This window comes from Mesorhizobium sp. WSM4845, from assembly GCF_055811455.1.
In genome coordinates this window covers 17,020-42,224 of sequence record NZ_JBVVQA010000027.1, presented here as the reverse complement: position 1 = coordinate 42,224, position 25,205 = coordinate 17,020, and the positions used below count along the sequence as shown (strand labels likewise).

The following is a 25,205-nucleotide window of genomic DNA, read 5'->3' as shown; positions in this document are numbered from 1 at the left end:
CAGCCTATTTGTCCGTGAGCTTGGAATGCTCGAAGAAGATGCGATGGCAGGAGCTGATAACTTGCCGCGTCAAATGGCGATCACCGGCAAGGCAGGCAGCAGCTTGTCCAGGGTGATGGGAAATTCACGCACCCGCACGCCGGTCGCGTTATAGATGGCGTTGGCGACAGCTGCCCCCGCACCGCAGACGCCGAGCTCGCCGATCCCCTTCGCGCCGAATGGATTGGCCTTGTCGTCATGTTCCTCGAGGAAGACGACCTCCATCTCAGGGACGTCGCCGTTGATCGGGACGTGATATTCGGCAAGATCGTGATTGACGAAGTGGCCGTAGCGCCGGTCGAGCACCGTTTGCTCCATCAGCGCCGCACCGATCCCCCAGGTCATGCCGCCGATGATTTGCGAGCGCGCGGTCTTGGGGTTGAGGATACGGCCGGCGCCCATCACCGCCAGCATCCGGCGCATGCGGATCTCACCGGTATCGCAATCGACGGCGACCTCGGCGAAATGCGCGCCATAGGAATGCTGCGAGTAAGCCTTGTATGACTGGGTGGCAGCGCCGGCGGCCACGGAACCCTCGGCTTCAAACCCGTCGGGAGCGATCCGTCGGACGAGCTCGGCCAGGCTTGCCGAACGCTGGCCGACCCTGACCTCGCCGTCGGCAAAGCTTGCGTCGGTGGCACCAGCGCCTCGCAATGGCGAGGCTTCACTCGACTGCGCCGCCTCCAATATCCGTTCCTTGAGGGCGTTGCAGGCGTCGTGCAGCGCCGACCCTGCGCTTGCCGCGCCCCAGGACCCGCCGGAGCCGGCGGTACGCGGGAAGCGGCTGTCGCCAAGCTCCACTTTGACGGACGAGATCGGCACGCCGAGACTGTCAGCGGCGATCTGGGTCAGGATCGTATAGGTGCCGGTCCCGATATCGGTCATGTCGAGCCGCGCCGTCACCCGACCGTCGCCGTCGATCGCAACCCGCGCCGTCGCCGCGCCGATGTAGTTCGGACGGATCGCCGCCGCCATGCCGTAGCCGATGAGCTTGCGGCCCTCTCGGGCGCGGCCCGGCGTCGGGTTTCTTCGCTCCCAACCGAAACGGCGGGCGCCTTCCTCCATGCAGGCGACGAGATTGCGGGTGGAGAACGGCACGCCGCGCTCGGGATCCTGGGCCGGTTCATTACGGATCCTGAGTTCGATCGGGTCCAGTCCGAGCCGCTCGGCGAGTTCATCCATGGCGCATTCGAAGGCCAGCATGCCGGGGGCTTCGCCGGGAGAGCGCATCCATTCGCCGCGGTTGATATCCAGCGGGACCAGGCGATGGCGGGTGACACGATTCGGCGCCGCATAGAGCGAGCGGGCAAAAACTGCCGTTTGCTCGCAGTACTCCTCGAAGCTGGACGTTGCCGACCAGACGTCGTGCGCGATCCCGGTGAGCCGCCCGTCGGTGTCCGTGCTGAGACGTACCTGTTGGATCATCTCTGCACGATGACCGGCATTGGCGAACATCTGTTGTCGCGTCAGCGCGATTTTGACGGGACGCTGCAGGACCTTTGCAGCAAGCGCGGCCAGGATCGTATCGGCATGGGCAATCAGCTTGGAGCCGAAGCCGCCGCCGATGAACGGGCTGATGATGCGCACACGCTCGGGCGGGATGCGAAGCGTGCTGGCGACCCCTGCCCGGAAATTCGCCAGGGTCTGCGCCGATGTATGGATCGTCAGCTCGTTGCCTGACCAGGCGGCGAGCGTCGCATGGGGCTCCATCGGATTGTGATCTTCGAAGGGCGTCCGGTAAGTGGCGTCGACCTTGACCGGAGCCGCGGCTAAGGCGCTCTCGAAGTCGCCGATCACGCTGTCGGTCTCGAAGCCGGCATTGGTCCGCTTTGGTGCGTAGGCGTCGGCCACATGTCCCGACAGATCGTAGAGGCCCGGCTCCTCGTCGTAGCGCACTTTGATGAGGCCGGCGGCAGCACGTGCCGCCTCGAACGTCTCCGCAACGACCAGCGCGACGGGCTCGTCGTAATAGCGCACCCGCTCGCTGTTGAGCGCGGGGCGGGCGCGCGTGAAGACCTCCGGCACCGTCGGCGTGACCGCCGGGCCGAAATCCGGCTGGGCCGGCGCATTCCGGTGCGTCATGACGAGCAGCACTGCCGGCGCCCGTTCGGCTTCGGCCGTGTCGATCTCGGCAATGCGCCCCTTGGCGACGGCAGCGCCGAGAATATAGCCAAAGGCTGTACCCTCCAGCGTATTCTCGTAGGCGTAGGTGGCATCGCCTCTCACCTTGAGCGGACCATCGATGCGATCGAATGGACGCCCGATGATGCCGCTGCGTGTTTCGCGAGGACGGTTTGAGGTCTTCGTCTCTGTCATCATGTCACCTCATGCACTCTCGGCGGCAGCAGCGAGCGTGTGCCGCATCGTCCGTTTCGCCAGCGGGATCTTGAAATCATTGCCGCCATATCCGACGGCTCCGGCGAGCGCGGCTTCGGCCGCGTCGGTAAAGGCGCCGTCGGACGCCGCCGCTCCAGCGAGGGTGCGCTCTGCCTCCGTCGCGCGCCAGGGCTTGGCGGCCACGCCGCCCATGGCGATCCGAGCGCTTTGGATACGATCGCCGCTTTTCTCGACGACTGCCGCCACCGATACCAGCGCGAAGGCGTAGGAGGCACGGTCGCGCACCTTGCGGTAAACCTGCCGGCCGGGCGGCGGCGGCGGGCAGGGTGACGGCGGCGATCATCTCGCCGTGGCCGAGCACGGTCTCGACATGCGGCGTCGCCTCGGGCAATCGATGGAGATCGCCGATCGGGATCGTGCGGGTCCCGCCGCCGGGCGATATGGTCTCGATCGTGGCGTCGAGCCCGGCCATGGCGACCGCCATGTCGGAGGGATGGACAGCGATGCAGGCTTGGCTGGCGCCGAGCACGGCGTGCATGCGATTGAAACCCTGCAGCGCCGCGCAGCCCGAACCCGGCTCGCGCTTGTTGCAAGGCATGCTGCGGTCGTAGAAATAGGGGCAGCGCGTGCGCTGCAGGAGATTGCCGCTGGTCGAGGCCTTGTTGCGTATCTGGCCGGAAGCTCCCGCCAGCAGCGCTTGCGTGAGCATCGGATAGCGCGATCTCACCCGCGGATCGGCGGCAAGATCGCAGTTGCGGACCTGGGCGCCGACCCGAAGCCCGCCTGCCGCCGTCTCCTCGATCCGATCGAGCGGCAGCCGGCTGATGTCGACGAGATGCGCAGGGCGCTCGATCTCGAGCTTCATCAGGTCGAGCAGGTTGGTGCCGCCGCTGATGAACTTGGCGTCCGGCCGGGCCGCGACCGCGGCGGCTGCCTGCTCGGCACTTGCCGCACGTTCATAAGTGAAGGACTGCATTGCTCACGCCCCCTCTGCCGCGTCGCGGATTGCAGCGACAATGTTCGGATAAGCGGCACAACGGCAGATGTTGCCGCTCATCCGCTCGCGGATCTCGGCATCGGTGAGGGCGACGGAAACCGCTGCCACGTCGGCGCTCGCATGGCTCGGCCAGCCGGCCCTGGCCTCGCCTAGCATCGCGACCGCCGAGCAGATCTGGCCCGGCGTGCAGTAGCCGCACTGGAAGCCCGTCGCGGGCAACGAAGGCGGCCTGCACCGGATGCAGCCGGTCGCCCTCGGCCAGGCCCTCGACCGTGGTGATCTCGTCGCCTTCATGCATTGCGGCAAGCGTCAGGCAGGAATTGATCCGGCGCCCATCAACCAGCACCGTGCATGCGCCGCACTGGCCGTGGTCGCAGCCCTTCTTCGAGCCGGTGAGGCCGAGATGGTTGCGCAGCGCGTCGAGCAGCGTCGTCCGCGGGTCGAGCTCGACGGCAAAATCCTTCGCGTTGATCCGCAGCGATATCGGCATCGTCGGCGCCGGCGTCGGCGATGCGGCCGCCGCAACAGCGCCGGCCGGCTCCGCGTAAACCGGTATACCGGTAGCCAGGAGCACGCCGGTCGCCACCCCGCCCTCCAGCACCGTTCGACGCGTCGGGCCGCTCCTTGTGTCTGTTTTGGCCATGCATGATCTCCCAGTCGCAGTTCTGTCACTCATCGACCTTGGAGGTGGGGAGGCGCGCGGCGGTTTTCTTTCAAGAAACCGGCGGCAATATCAGGATTCCGGAGAAGAATTCACCCGATAGGCCCGAGGCGTCATGCCCCTGAGACGCCGGAATGTCGTGGTGAAGTGGCTCTGGCTTGAAAAGCCGAGCCGAAAGGCAATGCTGCCGATCGACAAACCCGTTTCGCGCAGCAGTATCTCGGCTCGCCGCACGCGTTCCTCGATCACATAGGCATAGGGTGCAAGCCCGGTCGTCGCCTTGAATCGGCGTGCAAAACTGTCTACGGCCATGCCCGCGACGGCTGCCAACTCGCTTAGCGAAACGTCGGCATTCATATGCGCATCGATGTAAGCCCGAACTCGACCAAACGCGCGACGGCTGAGACAGCCGTGACGCACTGACGGGTGTTGCTCCCGGTTCAGGGTGGCCACGCGGAGGCTGACCAGGGCGACCAGATGCTCGATATAGGCAGTGTCCGGCTTGTGGCCGAGTGCCATCTCGTCGCGAAGCAAACTCAGCAGCGTGGCGATCACCACGTCTTTCCTGTTCACCAGGATCGGCAGGTCTCTCAGGCGTGCGCAGCCGGGAAGCCTGATATCGGGATCGATCCACAGGGCTGAGTAGGAGAGGTCTACATCGCGATAGAAGCCCTGCCGCTCGGCGCCTGCGGGGACGAAGGTGAGGGCTCCGGGACGGTCCATTCCGTCGTACAGCGATTTTGCCTCGTGCCGGATAGATGTATGGGAAGTTCCGCCTTCTTCGGTCAGCACGATCAGATGATGAGGGGCTGTCCAGCGCAGCTCCGCCTCGCGGCACGCCCACCGCCGGTTGTCGAAAACGATCGAGGAGCTTCCCCATGACGCGGTTTGCAGGGGCTCCGACTTCTCCCCCTGGCTGCGAACCCGTCCGTCACCAAGCAATGGTCTGAATGACATCGCGGCATCCCGCTGGTTCATTCGCGGAGCCGTGATCCAGCCCCGCTTGAGCGTTTACGCCGCCCCGCCGCTGCGCGTACGGCGCCTTATGTGGGGCAGGCATCTGGCGTTGGTAACCGCGCCGTGTTCAAGAAGTCGTGAGATCAGCCAAATCCAGCGCGCCTGCTGTCAGCCGCCGAGCCCATCGCGGATGGCGCAGAAATAGCGATCGGTACCGACTTGCCCGCCCTTGAGCGCAATCTCCAGTCCGTCGATCGCCTTGACGCGCGAGTGGGCGACGCAAAGCGGCGAGCCCGGCGAGGCGGGCAGCGGCATCCTGACCGTCAGCGCATCGACGCCCATCTGGCCGAGCGCATGGCTCGACGTATCGCCGCCGGCAATGACCACGCGCTGCAATTTCTGTTCGATCGTCAGCTCGCGAAGAAGTTCGCCGAGGCCGCGGCCAAGCTTGTGGCGGGCGCCTTCCTGCCGATCGATTTCGGCGCCTCGGTCGGCTGCGGGACCGAGGGCGGTGTAGAGGACGACGCTGCGACCGGCTTCGAGGCTGGCACGCCCGCTTGCTGCCGCGCGCGCAATCGCATCGCTGGAGGCCTCGGAAACCAGTTCGACAGGGTCCACCGCGACCGCGTCGAAACCGTCCGTCAAAGCATGCCGGATCTGTCGTTCCGTCGTCGGCGAGCAGCTGCCCGAGACCACCGCGATCCGGTCGGCCGCACCCGGCGGCGAAAAGCTGGGCTCGGCACGGACGGTCCGGTTGGCGGCCCATTCGGCTAGCAGCGCATATTCGATGCCCGAAGAGCCGACGACGAATGCGCCCGGCCCGCGAACGCGCCATATCTCCTTGCCGGCAAGCGCCTGACTTTCCAGGCTGTCGACATCCAAAAGCACGATATTGGTGCCATCGGCGAGCAAGCGATCGAACGCTTCCGACCTGGACGCTGACTGCAGCGTCGCCAGATCCACCAGCCCCGAGGTGAGGTCCGTCTGGCGCGACAGATGGATCAGCAGGTCGGATTCATCCATCGGCGTGGTCGGGTGTCGGCTCATCACCGGGTGGCGATCGATACGGAAATATTTTTCGCGGTAGGCCGCGAACAGATGGCCGAAGGCGGTGTAGCGCTTGAGCTGTGGCGCGCCGACCACCAGCGGCACGCTGTCCTGGCTAAAAACCGAGCGGCCGATCTCGATAGCGCGGCCGATGCTGCCGATCGTCGGGCTGGAATCGAAGGTCGAGCAGACCTTGTAGTGGCAAATCTCGGCGTTCAGGGTCTTCAGCCAGGCGAAGGCGCGCTTGAGGTGCATGTTCATCCACTGCGGCGTCTCGCTTCGGCTGGTGCCGGCCAGGCCGATGGCACGGCAATGCCCGAACTGCGAAAGCATGGCCTCGTCCGGCTGACGCACGAACAGCACCGTCGGCACGCCGCCGAGCTCGAGCGCCTCCATGACGTCGGTCGAGCCGGTGAGGTCATCGCCATAATAGCTCAGAAGAAGGCTTTGCATGGCGTCAGGCCGCTTTGCCGTCGCCGAATTTCTCGATCGACCGCGCCAGTTCCGGGTGGCTCAGGGCGAAGTCCGCCAACGGTATGCCATCGACCGCCGCCTGCCAGGCTTGCTGCACGGCGCGTACGCCGGCGCCCGGTCCGTCAGGATGGCTGACGATGCCGCCGCCGCAGAGATAGAGAAGATCGACCGTTCGGCCGGTTCGCCGGTAGGTTTCGGGGGCTTGTCCACCCCATTGACCGGAGCCGGCGACCGGCAGCGCGCAATCCTCCGGCGAAAAGATCGGCGTGGTCACCGCCTCGAAGGAACTGATGAAGGACCAGTCCGGCTCCCAGTATTTCGAGGCGATGCCGTTGATCTGGAACTGGTCGACGCCGAGCAGCCGCCAGAACTGCTGCCAGACCTTGAAATCCATGCCGAGGCCGGGGTGGCGGGTGAGGATGTCCCAGCCGTTGCGGTGGGCATGGAGCACCAGTCTGGAGCGCTTTCTCAGGTAAGCCATGCCGCCGAAGCCGACGGAATTGATGTTGACCACGGCGCAATTGCCGCCGGCCTTCGCCACCAGATCATGGTTGCGCATCATCTCGTCCGGGTCGGCGTGCGAGATGCCAAAGGCATACATCACCTTTTTGCCGGTCTTCTGCTCATGGTCGAGGACGAGCGGCATGATCGCCTTCACCCGTTCCGACAGCGGCGAATAGGCGGGGCTCATCAACTTCTCGTCGTCCTTGATGAAATCGACGCCGGCGTCGATCAGCTCACCGACCATTTCGGCCGTCTCGTGCGGGCGCAGCCCAAGCGCCGGCTTGACGATCGTTCCGATGATCGGGCGATCCCTGACGGCGGTCAGCCGGCGGCTGCCGGCGACACCGAATTGCGGACCCGGGTGCGCGCCCCGGTATTCCACAGGCAGCTTCATGTCGACGATGCGGATGCCGGACAGGCCCTTGATCGAGAAGGCGCCGCCAATGGCGATGGTCATCAATGCCGAAAGATCGGTGCCGATGGCATCAAACGGAAATGCGATGTCGACATCCGCGCGCTTGAAGGGCCCGACGCCGGCTTCCGGAAGGGACGGGCGTTCGGCGTCCGGAAGAGGCCGTATCGCCAGTACGCGCGCCGCCACCCGGGCCTTGAGCTCCTCGGTCTCGCCGGCCAGCGCGACGAAGGTTCCGGTCGACTGGTCGCTGGCGATCTTGGCCGCCAGCGCGTCGATGCTGCCTGGGGTTTCGATGCGATAGGTGAGGGTGATCATAGTCCGAAAAAAGTTCCCTGATCCTCGAAATCTGGTATAATGAGTACATAAGTATTGCAAGCGATATCCTGCTCGGCCGAGCATTCCGGGAATCGTCATGGCAATGCTAAACAGACACCGGTCAAGGGAGTGATTCGCGACGATGAACCGTTCGGAGCCGATCGTCCGGCGCAAACTTTCCGACGAAGTGTTTTTGCGACTGAAGCGCTTGATCACCAGCGGCGAATTGCAGCCGGGCGACGACATGCCGTCGGAGCGCGAGCTGATGGAGCGCTTCGCGGTCGGCAGGCCGGCGATCCGCGAGGCGATGCAGGCGTTGAGCAATATGGGCCTTGTCGCGATCTCGCATGGCGAGCGGGCCAAGGTGCTTCAGCTGACCGCCAAGTCGATCATCAGGCAGGTCGACGGCGCCGCCAAGATCATCCTGTCGTCGTCGAAGGACACGCTGGAGCACCTCAAGAATGCGCGCATCTTCTTCGAACGCGGCATGGTCAGGGAAGCCGCCGAAAAGGCCACCGCCGAGGACGTGCAGCGGTTGCGGGCAACCGTTGCCGAACAGCGGAGCTTTCGCGGCGATTCCGAAGCCTTCATATCCGCCGATATGAAGTTTCATACCCAGATCGCGGCGATATCCGGCAACCCGATCTATGTCGCGGTCAGCGAAGCGATGCTTGGCTGGCTGAAGGAATATCACACCGAGATGCTGATCTGGACCGGCAAGGAAAATTTTACGCTGACCGAGCACGAAGAGATCATCGGCCGCATCGAGCATAAGGATGCGGACGGCGCCGAGAAGGCGATGATCAAGCACCTTGAGCGTTCACGCGCGCTCTATGTGATGAATTCCGGGTGATGAACTCCCGGGTGACGAATTCCGGCAGCTGATTCACCCGATCCGGGTGATCGCGTAAGGCGTCATCACAAGGCGGCGTCGTTTGAACCGGGAAATCTCAACCGTCACTTCGCTCGCCGTCAGGTTCGCCAGCCACATGACGGTCTGGCCCGCGGCAGAACGGCCGGCCAGCGTGAGCAGCCGCGTCTCATCGCTCGTCCTCGCCGCCACGTGCCTGAAGCCGGCCAGTTCGCAAAGCCCCTGCACGGCCTGGAAGATCGGCCGGGGTTCACCTTCGCCGACGGGTTCCCCGGATTCCGCCAGCACGCCGAACGGTCCAGTGAAGCTGGACAGCGTGAGCATCTCCAGTCCGGCCGGCGCGACCCGCGCGGCATAGCCGATCGTCCATGCTGCCGCGAACAGGCCGGCATGGCGCGGATCCCGATCGGCCATGGCGATGCGCTGATTGTGCGGATTGGCCTTGGTCGCGCCGCCATAGGGGTTCTGCCGCATGGCGATGGTCGACGGGCCGATCCGGTAGGGTTTTGCTCCGAAGATCGCCCGCGCCGATTGGGTGATGAACGGCAGCGCCTCCAGCGACTGCATGACACTGAGATCGTCGGCGGCGTGCACGATCGGGCAAGTGCAGTGGCTGACGAAATCGAGCAGATCGGCGGGAACGCGCTTGCGGTTGAGTTCGGTGAAATAGCTGAACATGCCGCCGCCGAGGCGGATGTCGGGAAAGGCGCGGCGCGCCGCGGCATAGACATCTTCAAGTGGCGGACATTCAGGCCACGCGCTGCCCGGCGGCGTCGACTGCCGGTCGACCGACGGCGAGACGGCGATGGCCGAGAGTTTCAGCCCGGCCTGTCGCACCGCGTTGGCGACGCCTGAAAGCTCATCGTCGAGGTCGCCAACGCAGGAAACAACGCATTCGAGCGTCGTCCCGACCGGGTAGGCGGCGGCGAGCCGGGCATAGGACTGCAAGGCGTCGAGGCCATGGCCGCGCGTTGGATCGTAGTGGAACATCAGCTGCTGCGGGCCGAGCGCGGACAGTGTCGGCAGGTTTGCCACCGCCGTCTCGACCTCGTCCGGGTAGATGATGACGCCGATATCCGGCAGCGCCGGTCCGGCTTGGCCGAGCTCGACGCGGACCGGCTCGGCGGTTGCTGCGGCAGCCGGCACCCTGCCGTCGCCGGTCACACGCAGACTGATCGTCTGGCGCACAGCCTCGCCGGCGGGCAGCATATAGGGCCATGGCAGCGCCAGCGGCCGGACATAGGTCTTGTAGGACGCGTCCGACCAATTGCGCTGGTCCTCCATCTCGAACGCATCGCCTTCCATCCGGCATTCCGCGGTGACGCCGGGCCGGACCTCATGCGTGATCGCCCGCAGATCCTTGAAAGGCTGCCAGGGGTCGATCAGATGCGGAAGCTTTGTTTCCACCACGCTGCCGTCGGTGTGCTCGACAGTGACCGGGCTGCCGGCCAGGCCGGCGATTGGATGCAGGATGCAGAAGCCGCAGCGATTGGTCTCGAAAGCGTTTTCGGGAAGCGCGCTCACGTCGAAAACCAGCTGGCCGTCGGCGGAACCTTTGATCGTCGCGCGAAAGTTGAGCCGGCTTCCTCCCGGCCCGACACAGCTTGCCGAATAGCTGACGAAGAAAGTGTCGGCATCTTGGTCGATAGTCAGGTCCGCAAGCGTCGGCTCGTAAGTGCCCCAGTCGCGATCCCTGACGATATAGGCTATGGCGCGCAGCACTTCGATGCCGCCATGGCGGATGGTGCGCAGATTGCCGTTGACGAAGTCGGCGCTGAGTGCGCCGGCGCGCAGCCTGACCGGCTCGGCCTGGACCGCGCGCGTGCCATAGAGGAGGAAGGCGTCGGCGGTCATCTCAGCAGCGTGTCGATCTGCACCGGCTCACGGCTCGCAGCACTCGCATAGGCGGCCTCGACCAGCGCCAAGGTCTTGAGATTGTCGGCGCCCGAGGTTGCCGGCTCGGTTTTGCTCGCCAAGCAGGCGACCCAGTGCTTTTGGATGGCGACGACGCTTTCCTGGATGTTGTGCCACGGCCGCGATGCCCAGGGCAGCAGCGGCGGCGAGACGTCGCTGACCGCCGTTCCGGTCCTGCCGGTGACGGTGAGCCGGTAATCCTGCTCGAGCCGGATCGTGCCGTCGCTGCCGTCGATCTCGACCAGCGTCTGCGGAAACGGCTCGGTCGCGAGCTTGGTCGCATAGCTGCAGTCGACCACGGACGTTGCGCCGCTCTTGTGGTCCATCAGCATGGTAGCGACGTCCTCGCCGGCAATGTTGGGGTTGATGCGAGCGGTTCGGGTCGTGATCGTCGAAACGTCGCCCAGCAGGAAGCGGGCTATGTCGAGACTGTGGATGCCGAGGTCTTCGATGATGAAGCGCTTTCCCGTCGCCAGATAGGGCTGCCCGGAAAACACGTCATAGGCCGAGCGGAACGAGATCCGGCCGAAGAAGGGCGTGCCGATGTCGCCGCTGTCGAGAACGGCGCGCACCGCCTGGATCGGCGACTGCCAGCGAAAATTTTCATGCACCATCAACGCCACGCCGGCATCGGCGCATGCCCTGACCATGGCCTTGGCGTCGGCAAGCGACGGCGCGAATGGTTTTTGGCAGATCGCCGGAACGCGGTTCTGTGCCGTCATCTCGACAAGCGAACGATGGCTCGGCGCGGTGGTGGCGATATCGACGAAATCCAGGCTTTCGCCGGCAAACAGTGCCGCCGCGTCGACGTAGCGCCGCACGATGCCGAACTGGTCGCCGACCACCCTAAGCCGTTCCGGGTCGCGGTCGCAGATCGCGACGATCGAGGCGCCTTCGATGTCGCGCCAGGCATGCATCTGGTTGACGGCGAAGAAGCCGCAGCCGATCAGCGCTCCTCGCAGTTCCGCCACGGGTCAGCCCGCCTTTGCCATCTGCATCAGCGTCACCCGGCTCTGCAGCCGGCGCTGCGCCTGGTCGACGACGACGGCGACGATGATGACGAGGCCCTTGATCACCATCTGCCAGAACGAGCTCACCCCCATCATCACCAGCCCGTCGGAAAGGATGCCGATGACGAAGGCGCCGACGATGGTGCCGCCGATCGTGCCGCGGCCACCCGACATCGAGGTGCCGCCGAGCACCGCCGCGGCGATGGCGTTGAGCTCGAAGCTTTCGCCGGTCGCCGGATGCGAGGCCATCAGTTCGGAGGAGATGATCAGCCCGACGACCGCCGCGCAGAAGCCGGAGAACATGTAGACGAACATCTTCACCATATTGACCCTGACGCCCGAAATCCGCGCCGCCCGTTCGTTGCCGCCGACGGCGAAGATGTGGCGGCCGAGCGGGGTGTATTTGGCCAGATAGGCCGCCCCAACTGCTACGACGACAAGAATCCATATCGAGACCGGCAGGCCGAGCAGCCGGCCGGCGCCGAGGAAGCCGAACCCGGTCGTGCCCAGATCGGGCTTGCCGACGAGGTTCGGAAAGGTGCGGCCATCCGACGACAGCAGCGCCAGGCCGCGCGCGACATAGAGCACGCCGAGCGTGGCGATGAACGGCGCGACATTCAGCCTGGTGATCAGCAATCCGTTGACGGCGCCGATCAATATGCCGACCGCCAGCGTGATCAGTGCGATCTCGAAGACGTTGAAATAGATCGTGTAGCCGACCTGCAGGTCGATGCCGTTGAGCACGAGATAGCCGGCGACCATGCCGCACAGGCCGACAATCGAGCCGACCGAGAGGTCGATGCCGCCGGTGATGATGACGAAGGTCATGCCCATGGCGAGGAAGGCGTTCAGCGCGACGTGCTTCGACATCAGGATCAGGTTGGCGGCCGACAGGAAATTCGGCGCCGCGATCGAGAAGAAGATCAGGACGGCGATCAACGCAATGAACGTCCTCGCCTTCATCAGCGTCAGCAGCACGGAGCCGCTCGAGGCGGAGGCAACCGAAGCCTTGGCCGGGATGTCAGTCATGGGCGTGGCTCTCCATGTGCGGGACCGGCCCGTGGCCAAGCGCCGATGCGGCGACAAGTGCCGCCTCCGTCGCCTCGGCGCGATCGAACATCCCGGTCAGTTTTCCGTTGCTCATCACCGCGATCCGGTCGGACAGCGCCATCACCTCGTCGAGATCGGAGGTGGCGAACAGAATGCCCAGCCCGTCGCGGGACAGTTTGCGCATGGTGCGAAAGACGTCGGCCTTGGCGCCGACATCGATGCCGCGGCTTGGTTCGTCCATCAGCAGCACCTTCGGTCCGGTGAGCAGCGCCTTGCCGATCACCACCTTCTGCTGGTTGCCGCCCGACAGCGACGAGACCTCCTGCGCCGGATCGGCGACCTTGATCGCCAGTTCCCGCACCATCTGCGTCACCGCCTGGTTTTCCTTGGCGCCGCTGATATGGAACAGGCGCACAAACCGCGACAGGCTGGCCAGCGTCAGATTGCTGGCGACCGAGAGGATCGACACCAGCCCTTCGCGCTGGCGGTCCTCGGGGATCAGTGCCAGCCCGCGCCGGATGCGCCGCGTGGTGTCGCGTTCCCTGACCTCCTTGCCGGCAATGAAGATCGCCCCGGTGGCATGGCCGTGGCGCCCCATGATGCAGTCGAACAGCTCGCTGCGACCGGCGCCCATCAGGCCGTATATGCCGAGGATCTCGCCGGCACGCAGCGACAGCGAGACATGATCGACCGCAAGCCCGCCGGTCACGCGCGGCAGGCAGATGTCCTCGGCGCGGAAGATCTCATCGCCCGGAACATGGCCGTCGGCCTTGGCGAAGTCCTTGGCGTCGGAGCCGATCATCTGCCGCACGATCCATTGCGTGTCGACGTTTTTCATCTTCTCCTGGCCGGTGATGCGGCCGTCGCGCAGCACGGTGATGTAGTCGCCGATGCGGACCAGTTCCTCGAGCCGGTGCGAGATGTAGACGATCGCCACGCCGCGCGCCTTGAGGTCGGCGATCACCTTGAACAGGATCTCGACTTCCGCCGCACTCAGCGCCGAGGTCGGTTCGTCCATGATCAGGATGCGCGCATCGAGCGAAACCGCCTTGGCGATCTCGACCAGCTGCTGCTGGCCGATGCGCAAATCCTCGACCAGCATGTCGGGCCGGATGCCGGCTTGCAGCCGCTCGAGAAATTCCGCCGCGCGGCGCTCCTGTTCCCGGCTGTCGATCTTGCGGAACCGGTTGGTGATCTCGCGGGTGGCGAAAATATTCTCGGCGACCGTCAGGTTGCCGAACAGGTTCAGCTCCTGGAACACCATGCCGATGCCGCGGTTCACCGCGTCGCCGGATGAGGAGAAGGAAACCGCTTCGCCCTCCAGGAGAATGCGGCCGAGCGTCGGCTGTTCGACGCCGGCGATGATCTTCATCAGCGTCGATTTGCCGGCGCCGTTTTCGCCGACCAGCACGTTGACCGCGCCCTTGCGCACTTCGAAATTCGCGCGCTTGACCGCGACTGTGCCCGAATAGACCTTGGAGACGTCTTCCAGCTTCAGGATGATATCGTGATCGCCGGCAGCAGTCATGGCTTTGGCCCGATCTCTGCCTCCGCCGGGGTCACCAGCGGCAGGTCCTGGCCGCTGCCCATGACATAAGCGCCGACAACCCTGACGCTGCGGCCCTCCAGCGCTTCGCGCGGCAGCTTGGAGAGCACCGCCTTGTCGGCATGGATGTTGAACGCCTTGCCGAACTGGGCGAAGTCGATCTGGTTGGTAAAATCGTTGAACTGGATGAAGTCGAGGCTGTCGCGCAGCGCGGTGCCACGCATCGCCGGTCCGATCTGCACCCGTGCATCCGCCTTGCCGTCACCGTCGGCATCGACATCCATGGTTGCCGCGCGGGATTGTGTGTTCGCCGCAACAATCTTGCCTTCGAGGCGAACCGCGAAGGTCCACGGCGAATTCGCCTGCTTCTTCGGATTGCCATACTTGGCGCCGGCAGCCGCAGGATCGGCTTTCGCCAGGGCGTGAACCTCGGGAAACGATCCGGCCTTCTGCTGGAGATAGGGCACCATTTTGGCAGCCCAGATATCGCCGACCATCTTGTCCGCATTGAAGGCCGGTGCATTGCCGCCATCTTCCGCGGACGGTGTCGGCAGGATCTTGCAGGCAGTCAGGCTGATGCCAAATATCACGGCCAGGGTCGGCCAAGCGAGGGTCGGCCAGGCAACGGTCGGCCAACTCAGCTTGTTCAACATGTCGGCTTGTTCGGCATGGCGGTCAGGGCACCCGGGAAATGGAAGCAAGGGACGAGCCGGAAGCTCGTCCCTTGCGATCGATGTCACGCCGGCTCAGTTGGTCAGCGCGAAGGTTTCCAGCTTGGCGGCATTGTCGCCATTGATCAGGACGCAGTCCATCAGCTGCTTTTCCTCGGCCGGAGACTTCTTGTTCTTGATGAAGTCGTTGGCCTGCTCGACTGCCATCTGAGCCTGCGCATAGGCCGGCTGCAGGACCGTGGCCTTGATGCCGCCAGAGGCGATCGAGTCGCGCACGTCGTTCGATCCGTCGAAGCCGACGACGATGACGTCCTTGCGGCCGGCGGCGGCAAGGGCGGCATGGGCGCCCATCGCCATCGTATCGTTGCCGGAGATCACGCCCTTGATGTCCGGGTTGGCCTGGAGGATCGATTCCATCTTGGCATAGGCCTCGGTCTGGCTCCAGTTGGCCGATTGCTGCGCCACCATCTTCAGGTCCGGATAGTCGTCGATGACGTCGTGATAGCCCTTGGAGCGGATGCCGGCATTGGTGTCGGATTCCTTGCCGACCAGCTCGACGTAATTGCCTTTCTCGCCCATCAGCTTGACGAACTCCTGTGCGCCAAGCTGGGCGCCCTGGTAGTTGTTGGAGACGATCTGCGCGACGGCGACGCCGGTGGCGTTGATCTCGCGATCGATCAGGAACGACGGAACGCCCGCGTCCTTGGCCTTCTGCACGGCGGCGACCGAGGCGTCGGCGCCGGCATTGTCGAGGATGATCGCCTTGGCGCCGCGGCCGATCGCCGTGTCGATCAGCTCGGACTGCTTGTTGGCGTCGTCGTCATGGACCAGAACCAGCGTTTCATAGCCGAGTTCCTTGGCCTTGGCTTCCGCGCCGACGGCTTCCGCCTTGAAGAATGGGTTGTCGTGCGAGGGCGTGATGATGGCAATGAGATCCGCCGCATAGGCGGGTGCCGCGGTGCCCAGCGCCAGCATGCCGGCAAAAGCCGCAAATGTCATTCTGCGAGTGAGTTTCATGATTTCCTCCCATTTGAAAAAGCCTGTGCTTCCGCGGCCCAGGCTGAAATGCATTCCAGTTTGTCAGGCGGATCGCGTCCGGTGTCGCGGATCGGGTCATTTGCCGGCTCACCCGGCCGGATCATCCGGCTCGGTTCCGTCTTCAGCCTGCCCCTCCACCTGCCGCCTGCCCAATTTTCAGCCCGGCCTCGGCTGGCCAAAGCCATTCCAACAGCTAAGCCAACTGGTATAATGAGTCAACCACAAATTCAGATGATATGTATCTGATGAGCAGAAAGCGCCACCGGGGAGTCATCCCACCAAGAGCGACGCCTCGTTCCCTGCGACACGCCTGCAGTTGGCCAGGTCTGTGGACCACCACCTTAAGGGGTACGATACACGGGTGAGGGCGCAGTAATTAAGCAAGGAGTAGATACTCCTAAGCCTTATTCGGTGCTCAGCGGTACGCGCAGGCTTTGCTAGTGTCGCGTCGTGGTTGTGGAATTTCTCCCCGACCCAGCCTGCGCGCGGTTTTTCTAATGAAATCCGTTCGCGGCAAGGGTCGCGTTGCCGGTGAGGTTCAGCTATGAATTTTGTGCAGAGTTTCAGGCCGCCATCCTGCAGCCCCGCGCCAAGCTCTGCTCACCGACGGCATTCGGCTTCATTGCGTGGCATGTGCGGCAGGAGCTGCAGCGCCATGCTGTGCCTCATTTCGTTCTGCATCATGCTGCTGGGATCTGCGGCACACGGTCGGCCGAAGGCTGACGACAGACTTGCTCAGCGAGACACGATCGAACTGCACGTTTGGCAATGGACTGCCTTGCGCGACGGCGTTCTGGAAGCGTTGCAGCTCAACCATAGTTTCACCATCGACTCGACTGGCACGCTTGACCTTCCATTGATCGGGAGCATTGCCGCCGCAGGTCTGCGTGAGGAAGAGCTGGCAAAGCTGATTTCCGACCGCTTGCAAGCCAGGAGCGGCCGTCAGGAACGGGCTGACATAACCGTCAAACTGATACAAAGTTCGCCTTCGGACCTCACAGCTTCGGTGGAGGTCAAACAAGAAGCGCCCGAACCGCCGGCTGACGCAGCCAGCGACGGCTCTTCGGCCGTGGCTTCGCAACGCGCCAGTGTCGAGAACGGCCAGGCCGAGGCGCAACCGGGCGTGCGCGGTTCCCACACACCTCGGCAGCCTGCTGCGGAGCAGCAGCAAACTCTGCAAGGGGCATTGCTGAATGAGCTAGCCGCCGCTCGCATGGAAATTGCGGCAGCGCGCGCGGAAGCACTTGCGGCTCGCCAGACTGCTCGCAACGATGCCGCGCGACACAATCAGAACCTTGCGACGGCGCGTCAACGGGCTGACGCCTTGGTGCGGGAACTCGATGCGATGCGGACTGACCGCGGTACGCTGGAACAAAAGCTCTTTGCGGCGCTAAGGGAAGTCGACGCGCTCAGGAAGAGCGTGCAGCCGGCTCGCGGTGACCCGGCTCGCGCTGACCATGACGGCCGCGATTTGGCGGCGGCGCGAGCCGAACTGGCCGTGATGCAGCGCGGCGCCCGCGATGCCAGTGCGCAGGCGCGTGCGGTAGCCGACATGATGGCTGAACAAGCACAGGCGCTAAAACAGCAGCGGGGATGGGCCGAAGAGCTCACGCTCGATCTGGAAGTGGCGCAAAGCCAAGTGAAAGGCTTGAAGGCCAAAGCCACTCTCGCCGATCACGAGAAGGCCGCCATGCTTGAAGCGCGTCACTCCATGGCGGTCTCTGTGGCAGAGGCGCAGCGAGCGCTGGATGAGGAGCGGCACAAGGCTGAGCGCTTCGAACGCGAACTCACCGCGGCGCGCCAGAGCATCGACGCGCTTAAGACAAGCGCGGATCTGGCTGCGGCTGCGCGCACCGACGCCATCAGGGAACGACAGGTGGCCGAGGCGGCTTTGAAGCGAGCTGGCGACGCACTCGAACTGGAGCGCGAACGGGCAGATTCAGCTGCTCGTGATCGCGACAGCGCCCGGCGGGAACGCGACGCGGCAAGGCAGGAAGCGAGCCGCGTCTCGATGGAGCTGAGCGTGGCGTTGGAGCAGGAGCGCAACAAGGCCGTCGGCCTGGCCCGCGAGCTCAGCGCCGCTCGAAAGGCGATTGACGTTGAAAAGGCCCGGGATGAGCGTCGCAGCGAGCGTATCAACCGCGTTCCGAAAGCGCGTGCCGTCGCAGCTTCGCGTGCAGATGTGTCCGTGCGCTCGCGACCAGCCCGTCAATCGGGGTTGCGTGAAAACCACAAAGTGAAGGCCAAAAAACCATCGCGACCTGTTCTGGTGGCGACCATCGCGCTTCCCGACGCGTTGCTCCCGACGCGACCGCCGAAGCTCGGCGCTCCCTAGCGAGGCGTGATCGTGAAGGGCATTTCCGTGGGCCGAATCCATGCCGCAGGAGGAATATGGTGATGAACAAATACGTCGCAGCCGCATTGACCGTCGCGATCGCAATTTGCCCTGCCTCGGCTCTTGAGGCGGGGCTTGGCGGCAAACTTGGCGGTGTCGGGGTCGGTGCTGGCCTTAGCGCCGGCCCGAAAGGCGCCTCGGTGGCGGGCGGCTCGAGCGTCGACGGAGTAGGGGGAGCAAGCCTTGGCGGATCGCTCGGCGCGGGCAAGGGGTCGCTCGGTGCCGGACTTGGCGTCAGCGGCAACCTCGGCGGCGCAAGCGGCGGCCTGTCGACAGGTGTCGGGGTGGGCGACCGTTCGTCCGCATCGGGCACCGCTCCAGGAGGTAAGCCAGGCAACCCGGCGCTGGGCGCTGGGCAAGCCGCAAGCAGCAATGCCGGCATCACGCCAGCCACCACCAAGGCCAAGGCTGCGAGTCAATTCGCCATCCTGCCGCGCAAGCTCAGGCCTTCCGGAACTGATCGCAACACGTCGGCGCGGATCACCTATGGCTATCCGTTTATGGCGCCACTGAAAGCCAAACCCGGTATACCACCAGCTGTGGTGCGCGCCTGCCGCACGGCGATCGGGTCGGCCGCCACGCCGCTTGGCGCCGTGCTTGTTCACGCGGTAAGCGCGGGCCCGTTGCAGCAACGTCGGGGCGCGCTCACGGCGCCGATCGAGGTGCGCATACACTATGCAAGACAAGGCAGCGTCGAGGTTCGGCAGGCGCGAGTCGGCTGTCGCCTCGATGCGGCGGGTAGAGTCACCGCGGTGACATAGGACGCGCCTGTACCTTCTTCTACGAGAGGAGAAGGAAAGGCGGCTTCCGCCTTCAGGTGATGCGCTGGATGCTCGCTGCAATCTCTTCCGGCTCGAAGACCCGCTTCCAGTCCTCGCGCATCAGCACCGGCTTGCCGAACTCGATGGCCTTGTTGCAGGCGTCGGAGAACACGCCCTTGGTCTCGCCGAAGATGACGGCGCCGAGCACATTCATGTGGCCAAGCAGGAAGTCGAGCGCGGCCTGCTGGTCGACTCCGCGCGCGACGACCTCGTCGACCGCTTCCTTCATGACCACCAGCAGCGAAGCGCAGACGGTCTCCGAAAGGCCCGGCTCGAGCAGCGCCATCTGGTCGACCGTGACGCGATGCGACCGCATCACCGGTGCCCAGATGATCTTGGCGATCGCTTCGCCCTTGGCGAAATCCGCCTCCGGTCCCTGCATCAGCGCGCTGACCATATGCTGCTTGGCCTTGACGCCGCCGAAATAGTCCTTCTTGGCCGCCATGTCGGTCTCGTCGTTGAAGATAGGCGGATGGCAGGGATGGGTGACGAAATAGGTCAGGTCCGGCCGCTTCGGCAAATGACCGGCGAAAGGCGCTGCGGCGTCGAGCACGACCACCATGGTGCCGGACGCAAGCTTGCCCTCGATGCTGGCCGCGACCTTGCCGATATGGGTGTCGGGAACCGCCAGGATAACCACCTCGGCGCCGTTCAGGGCTTCATCGGCGCTGACCGCGTCGATGCCCAGCCCGGTCTTTAGCCGCTCGCGGCCGGCGTCGCTGACCTCGACATGGCGTAGGATGTAAGGAGAGCCGCGAAAATTGGTCGACAGGCGGTAACCCATTTTGCCGCCGGCACCAAACAGCGCAATCGTTGTCATCCAGCCGTGCTCCTGATCTCCAACGATGGCCCCGCCGATCGTCACCTTAGTAACTGGTATAATCACACTACCATGGATTGGCAACCCGTTTGGGACGAACGCGTTCACGAGAGCCAATTCCGTAGTCCCGCGCCGTCGGCTGCGCTAGCTGGTGGCGGCCCGGCGAGCCGTCAGTCTTGATGTTTAGGGTCCGCTGCCAACCGTTTCAGCAGTATTCGGGAGCAGGATTATCCCCGTCCGGGAAACATCGCCTTCAAGCCCTCCCGCGAAGCCCTGGCGACGCCGCGTTCGGTGATCAATCCGGTGACCAGCCGCGCCGGCGTCACGTCGAAGGCCGGGTTTGCCGCGGGCGTCGTCTCCGGCGAGATGCGGACCTGCGCAATCTCGCCACTCGCGGTCTTGCCCCAGACCAGTGAGACCTCGTCGCTGGAACGCTGTTCGATCGGGATTTCGGCCAGCCCGTCACCCACCGTCCAGTCGATGGTTGGCGACGGCAGCGCGACATAGAACGGCACGTCGTTGTCGGCGGCGGCCAGCGCCTTCAGATAGGTGCCGATCTTGTTGCAGACATCGCCGTCGGCGGTGGTGCGGTCGGTGCCGACGATGACCATGTCGATCTGGCCGCGCTGCATCAGATGGCCGCCGGCATTGTCGACGATCAGCGTATGCGGCACGCCGTGGCCGGCCATCTCCCATGCGGTCAACTGGGCGCCCTGGTTGCGCGGGCGGGTTTCATCGACATAGACATGAACGGGAATGCCGGCTTCCGTTGCCAGATAGATCGGCGCCGTGGCGGTGCCGTAGTCGACGGTGGCCAGCCAGCCGGCATTGCAATGGGTCAGGATGTTGACCGGCTCTCCCGGTTGCTTGCGTGCTGCGATTTCCCTGATGATTTCAAGCCCGTTGACGCCGATGGCGCGGTTGAGGCCGACATCCTCGTCGGCGATTTCGCCGGCGCGCCGGTAAGCCGCCTCGGCGCGCTGTCCTGATGGAAGCGGCCGCAGCAAATTGCGCATCTCATCGAGCGCCCAGCGCAGATTGATCGCGGTCGGGCGGGTTTCGTGCAAGACCTCCCAGACGCCGTCGAGTGCCGCATCCGAAGGGTCGTCGGCCATCTGCATGGCGACGCCATAGGCGGCGGTGACGCCGATCAGCGGCGCGCCGCGCACCCACATGTCGCGGATCGCCGTGGCGATGCCGGCAACGGTGTCGACTTTTTCGACGCGGAAATCATGCGGCAGCCAGCGCTGGTCGATGATCTCCACCGAACGCCCGTCGTCGCTCAGCCAGATGGTGCGGTAGTGGCGGTCGCCGACGTTCAAATCCTGTTCTCCTGTTCGATCAGTGCGGCCAATTTGTTGACCTCGTCGATGCTGTGGATCTGGCGCCGGTTGACGGCGATGTGACGGCCGAATTTCAGCGCCTTTGCCTCACATGTGGCGCGCAGATCGGCGTCGGCAATGGTCTCGAAATCGGCGTTGTGCGCGAGGCCCAGAATGCGCCTGTGCACCTCGACGCCGGCAAAGCCCAGCATGTCGGTCCACACCTGGTGCAGCATGTGGTCAAGCGCCTGTTCGGCGCCAAGCCTGTCGCCCTGATCCTCGAACAGGCTCTTCTGGTAGAGCATGCCGGTGCGCTCGGTTCGCCACAGATGCGAGAACTCGCTGCGGAACACCGACCATGTCTCGACCGTGACGTCGAGCAGATAGGCGCGCATGGTGTCGCGCTTCCCGTTCTGCTCGTGGCCACGCTGCGAGAAGAACGCCATCCAGAAATTGGCGAGCAGCATGCCGACGTCGAAGGCGATCGGGCCGTAGAAGGCGAATTCGGGATCGATCATCCGCGTTTCTGTCTCGGTGACCATGATCGAGCCGGAATGCAGGTCGCCGTGCAGCAGCGTCTCTGCATTTGCCGCAAAAATGTGCTTCAGCCGCTGCGCCTCGACCTTGAGGTCGCGGTCGGCGCGCAATTCTGCAACGATGCTGTCGAGCTGCGGGCTCGTATGCCGGTTCATCTTGGCATCGAAATACGGGTCCGAGAACACCAGGTTCTCGGTGATGTCGCAAAGCTCGACATTGTCGGCGAACAGCGCCAGATCGGCCTTGCGATCCCTGGTCGCCATATGCAGGTCGGAGCCGCGAAACAGGGTGCGGGCCATGAACAGGCCGATGTCCCTGGCGATGTTGGGCAGTTGCCGGCCCTCGATCAGCGCCCGCCGCAGGATGATGTGCGGCGACAGATATTCCATGATGATCAGCGCCTGGCCTTCGTCGAAGTGATGGATTGCCGGCACCGAGCCGGGTGCTCTCGCGTCTTGCCGCGTCAGCGCGTGATATTCGAAGAAGGAGCGTTTTAGCGGCAGCGGCCAGCTGTCGCCGACCAGGCGGACATAGGGCAGGGCCTGCTTGACGACGGCCGCACCCTGCGCACCCTCGACGATGAACACCAGGTTCAGATTGCCGTCGCCGACCTCGCGAACCTTCCAGCGGCTCGTGTCCTTGCCGATATGCGAGCACAGCGCCGCGTTGGCGCCGAGGCGTGCCGCCATTGTTTCGACCGACAGTGCTTCGAACGGCAATTTCCCAGTCATCCTCACCTCCCGTTTACGTGCTCTCATCTTAGTGGAGCCATCACGGTTGGTCCAAGCTAGGAAGCCCTCTGGCAATTGTCAATCGTGTTGACAATTGCCGGAACAGCCCATAGCGTCGTCGCCAGGGAGGAACGAATGGGCAATGATGCCGTGTTCCGCGTCGACGGCCTGAGGAAATCCTTCGGCCCTATCGAGGTGCTTGGCGGCGTCTCGCTCGATTTGCATGCCGGTGAAGTGACCGTGCTGATGGGCGCCAACGGCGCCGGCAAATCCACCCTGGTCAAGATCATCAGCGGCGTTTATGAGCGCGGCAGCGGCACGATGAGCCTCGCCGACCAAAACTTCGCGCCGAAAACGCCGGCGGAGGCGATCCGCGCCGGCGTCGTCACCGTTCATCAGAACATCAATGACGGTGTTGTCGCCGACCTCGACGTCGCCACCAATTTGACGCTCGACAGGCTGAGCGGCAGCGGCGCGCCGACCCTGTTCAATCCGGGCCGGGTGCGCCGCGAGGCAAAGGCGGTTGCCGACCGCATGGGGCTGGCGATCGACCTGAAAGCCCGGATCAGCGATCTGTCGCTGGCCGATCGCCAGATGGTGGCGATTGCCCGCGCCATGGCGCATCAGCCGAAGGTGCTGATCCTCGACGAGCCGACCTCGTCCTTGTCCAGCGCCGAGGCAGATCGGCTTTTCGCGCTGCTCGACAGGCTGCGCGAGCACGGCGTCGCCATCCTCTACATCTCGCACCGCATGTCCGATATCAGGCGGCTTGCCGACCGGATCGTCTCGATGCGCGACGGCGTCGTCTCAGGCGTCTTCGACCGCAAGCCGCTCGATTATGAAGGCGCGGTCAACGCCATGCTCGGCCGCAAGATCCAGCTCGACCGGATCGTCGCCAGGAATTCGGCCAGGCCTGTCCTGACAATCGACGGGTTGCGGATTGCCGAAGGTTCCAGGCCGATCTCGCTGACGCTCGGCGACGGCGAGGTCGTTGCCATCACCGGCCTCGTCGGCGTCGGCAAGACAGCGCTCGCCGAGACGCTGTTTGGCGTCCGCAAGCCGCTGTCCGGCACCATGGTGCTGAACGGCAAAGCCTATGCACCGGGGTCGACAGGCGAGGCGATCGCCGCCGGCGTCTTTCTCGTCGCCAAGGACCGGGGCGAAAACGGGATCGTCGGCGACTTCAACATCCAGGAAAATATCAGCCTGCCGTTCCACAAGCGAATGTCGCGCCTCGGCGGCGTCCTCAAGCGTCGCACCGAGCGCGCCACCGCCCGCCGGCAGATCCAGGAACTGGGCATCGTCTGCCGCTCGGAGAAGGACGAAATGTCGGCGCTTTCCGGCGGCAACCAGCAGAAGGTGATGGTCGCCCGCTGGATGTCGCAGGCGGCAAAACTGTTCATCCTGGACGAGCCGTTTCAGGGCGTCGACATTTCCGCCAGGCGCGATATCGCGGCCAAGCTGCGGGCGAGCGCGAACGGCCGTGCGACGCTGCTGTTCGTCACCGAACTCGACGAGGCGCTGGAGACCGCCGACCGCATCCTGGTGATGTCGGAGCAGACGATCGTTGGCGAACATCGCAATGCCGGCATCGATCTTGAGCGTCTGCTGGCCGAAGTGGCGGGCGGGCCGCTGCACAGCGCAGCGTGAGGCGGGCAGATAATGGGACGTGGAATGGAGAGGGCATGAGTTCGGGTTGGGCAAGGATGGCAGCCGCGCGCGACCATGCCATTCGCTATGGCTTCATCGCTCTGCTGTTCGGGTTGATCGCCTATTTCGCCGTCGCCGCCGATGGCTTCGTCTCGCCGCAGAGCGCCGTCTTCATCTTTCAGTCCGTCGCCATCACCGGCGTGCTGGCGCTCGGCGTCACCGCCACCCTGGTCGTCGGCGGCTTCGACCTGTCGATCGGCTCGGTCGCTACCAGCGCCATGATGGCAGCCGCCTATGTCATGGTGGTGCTGGAGCAGAACGCCATCGTTGCGGTCGTCGCCTGTCTCCTGATCGGCGTCGTCGTCGGCCTCATCAATGGCTGGCTGATCGTCTATATGCGCGTGCCGGATCTGCTGGCGACGCTCGGCATGATGTTCCTGCTCGTCGGCTTGCAGCGCATCCCGACCGAGGGCCGCTCGATCGCCACCGGCATGACGATGCCCGACGGCTCGGTCGCCAACGGCACGTTCGGCCGCGCCTTCCTGGCGCTCGGCCGCCACCGCTTCGATTTCTTCATCCCCAACCTCATCCCGGTTTCGGTCGTCGTCCTGCTCGTGCTTGCGGTGCTGATCTGGTTCTTTCTCGAATACACCCGTTTCGGCCGCATGATGTATGCGGTCGGCAGCAACCAACGGGCTGCCGAGCTCGCCGGCGCGCCTGTCAAGGCATACAAGATCTGGGCCTACGTTATTTCGGGGGTTTTTGCCTCGATCGGCGGCATTTTGCTCGCTGCCCGGCTTGGACGTGGCGATATCGCCTCGGGTAATAATCTCCTGCTCGACGCAGTGGCTGCGGCGCTCATCGGCTACGCGGTCCTTGGCGCCGCCAAGCCGAACGCCTTCGGCACGGCTGTCGGCGCGGTGTTTGTCGGCGTGCTGCTGCAGGGCCTGACGATGATGAACGCGCCCTATTACACGCAGGATTTCATCAAGGGCGTGGTTCTCGTGGTTGCCCTGGTCTTCACCTTCGCCCTTTCCGGCAGGGGCAACAGGTAGGATTTCGACGGATAGGATTTTCGACCGG

At 64.5% G+C, this 25,205-nt stretch carries 18 protein-coding genes and 2 pseudogenes; 5 read left to right on the top strand and 15 right to left on the bottom strand.

Features of this window, described 5'->3' with window-relative positions:
• Positions 1-69 precede the first annotated feature (69 nt).
• From AC0L2C_RS25620 to oiaX, 6 genes and pseudogenes are all read right to left on the bottom strand, one after another.
• Complete coding sequence (locus tag AC0L2C_RS25620; protein WP_473524730.1) at positions 70-2,355, bottom strand: xanthine dehydrogenase family protein molybdopterin-binding subunit; 2,286 nt, start codon at positions 2,353-2,355, stop codon at positions 70-72.
• Positions 2,356-2,364: 9 nt separating this feature from the next.
• A pseudogene (locus AC0L2C_RS25615) lies at positions 2,365-3,352 on the bottom strand (FAD binding domain-containing protein).
• Between the two features lie 3 nt (positions 3,353-3,355).
• Positions 3,356-4,016, bottom strand: a pseudogene (locus tag AC0L2C_RS25610) (2Fe-2S iron-sulfur cluster-binding protein).
• A 90-nt stretch (positions 4,017-4,106) separates the two neighbouring features.
• The gene (locus AC0L2C_RS25605) at positions 4,107-4,991 is read right to left on the bottom strand and encodes a helix-turn-helix domain-containing protein (protein ID WP_287226178.1); all 885 of its coding nucleotides are present in this window, start codon (positions 4,989-4,991) and stop codon (positions 4,107-4,109) included.
• Positions 4,992-5,159: 168 nt separating this feature from the next.
• Entirely contained in the window at positions 5,160-6,491 is a 1,332-nt protein-coding gene (locus tag AC0L2C_RS25600; RefSeq protein WP_287226175.1) for a four-carbon acid sugar kinase family protein, read from the bottom strand.
• A gap of 4 nt (positions 6,492-6,495) precedes the next feature.
• Entirely contained in the window at positions 6,496-7,746 is a 1,251-nt protein-coding gene (oiaX, locus tag AC0L2C_RS25595) for a 3-oxo-isoapionate-4-phosphate decarboxylase OiaX (RefSeq protein WP_128167481.1), read from the bottom strand.
• Between the two features lie 142 nt (positions 7,747-7,888).
• Between oiaX and AC0L2C_RS25590 the strand changes: the two genes are divergently transcribed.
• On the top strand, positions 7,889-8,599 hold the full coding sequence (locus AC0L2C_RS25590) for a transcriptional regulator NanR (RefSeq protein ID WP_128167480.1): 711 nt from the start codon (positions 7,889-7,891) through the stop codon (positions 8,597-8,599).
• Positions 8,600-8,632: 33 nt separating this feature from the next.
• On the opposite strand, the gene apnL is transcribed toward AC0L2C_RS25590, so the two are convergent.
• The 6 genes from apnL to AC0L2C_RS25560 form a co-directional block, all read right to left on the bottom strand.
• Positions 8,633-10,471, bottom strand: coding sequence for a D-apionate lactonase (gene apnL / locus AC0L2C_RS25585; protein WP_473524708.1), 1,839 nt, complete (start codon positions 10,469-10,471; stop codon positions 8,633-8,635).
• Positions 10,468-11,502: a Gfo/Idh/MocA family protein gene (locus AC0L2C_RS25580; protein WP_473524707.1), complete on the bottom strand. Its 1,035-nt coding sequence runs from the start codon at positions 11,500-11,502 to the stop codon at positions 10,468-10,470. The genes apnL and AC0L2C_RS25580 overlap by 4 nt, the downstream gene beginning before the upstream one ends.
• A gap of 3 nt (positions 11,503-11,505) precedes the next feature.
• The gene (locus tag AC0L2C_RS25575; protein ID WP_023800208.1) at positions 11,506-12,570 is read right to left on the bottom strand and encodes an ABC transporter permease; all 1,065 of its coding nucleotides are present in this window, start codon (positions 12,568-12,570) and stop codon (positions 11,506-11,508) included.
• Positions 12,563-14,119, bottom strand: a complete 1,557-nt coding sequence (locus AC0L2C_RS25570; protein WP_287236881.1) for a sugar ABC transporter ATP-binding protein — start codon at positions 14,117-14,119, stop codon at positions 12,563-12,565. Before AC0L2C_RS25570 ends, AC0L2C_RS25575 begins: the two co-directional genes overlap by 8 nt.
• Complete coding sequence (locus tag AC0L2C_RS25565; protein ID WP_128245516.1) at positions 14,116-14,790, bottom strand: DUF2291 family protein; 675 nt, start codon at positions 14,788-14,790, stop codon at positions 14,116-14,118. The genes AC0L2C_RS25570 and AC0L2C_RS25565 overlap by 4 nt, the downstream gene beginning before the upstream one ends.
• A gap of 93 nt (positions 14,791-14,883) precedes the next feature.
• Positions 14,884-15,825, bottom strand: coding sequence for a D-ribose ABC transporter substrate-binding protein (locus AC0L2C_RS25560; RefSeq protein ID WP_031255363.1), 942 nt, complete (start codon positions 15,823-15,825; stop codon positions 14,884-14,886).
• Positions 15,826-16,390: 565 nt separating this feature from the next.
• On the opposite strand from AC0L2C_RS25560, the gene AC0L2C_RS25555 reads away from it, so the two are divergent.
• Positions 16,391-18,181 (top strand): polysaccharide biosynthesis/export family protein, encoded by a 1,791-nt coding sequence (locus AC0L2C_RS25555; RefSeq protein WP_473524706.1) that lies wholly within the window; start codon positions 16,391-16,393, stop codon positions 18,179-18,181.
• A 62-nt stretch (positions 18,182-18,243) separates the two neighbouring features.
• Entirely contained in the window at positions 18,244-19,002 is a 759-nt protein-coding gene (locus AC0L2C_RS25550; protein ID WP_287236883.1) for a hypothetical protein, read from the top strand.
• 52 nt (positions 19,003-19,054) lie between these two features.
• Here AC0L2C_RS25550 and AC0L2C_RS25545 read toward each other — a convergent pair whose 3' ends face one another.
• The 3 genes from AC0L2C_RS25545 to mtnK all read right to left on the bottom strand — a co-directional run bounded on the left by AC0L2C_RS25545 (position 19,055) and on the right by mtnK (position 22,472).
• On the bottom strand, positions 19,055-19,882 hold the full coding sequence (locus AC0L2C_RS25545; protein ID WP_023800214.1) for a phosphogluconate dehydrogenase C-terminal domain-containing protein: 828 nt from the start codon (positions 19,880-19,882) through the stop codon (positions 19,055-19,057).
• Between the two features lie 227 nt (positions 19,883-20,109).
• Positions 20,110-21,204 (bottom strand): S-methyl-5-thioribose-1-phosphate isomerase, encoded by a 1,095-nt coding sequence (gene mtnA / locus AC0L2C_RS25540; protein WP_287236884.1) that lies wholly within the window; start codon positions 21,202-21,204, stop codon positions 20,110-20,112.
• Entirely contained in the window at positions 21,201-22,472 is a 1,272-nt protein-coding gene (mtnK, locus tag AC0L2C_RS25535) for an S-methyl-5-thioribose kinase (RefSeq protein ID WP_287236885.1), read from the bottom strand. The genes mtnA and mtnK overlap by 4 nt, the downstream gene beginning before the upstream one ends.
• A gap of 135 nt (positions 22,473-22,607) precedes the next feature.
• On the opposite strand from mtnK, the gene AC0L2C_RS25530 reads away from it, so the two are divergent.
• Together AC0L2C_RS25530 and AC0L2C_RS25525 are read left to right on the top strand one after the other, a co-directional pair.
• Positions 22,608-24,122, top strand: a complete 1,515-nt coding sequence (locus AC0L2C_RS25530) for a sugar ABC transporter ATP-binding protein (protein WP_473524705.1) — start codon at positions 22,608-22,610, stop codon at positions 24,120-24,122.
• Between the two features lie 35 nt (positions 24,123-24,157).
• Positions 24,158-25,177 (top strand): ABC transporter permease, encoded by a 1,020-nt coding sequence (locus AC0L2C_RS25525; protein ID WP_287236887.1) that lies wholly within the window; start codon positions 24,158-24,160, stop codon positions 25,175-25,177.
• The last annotated feature ends 28 nt before the right edge of the window (positions 25,178-25,205 follow it).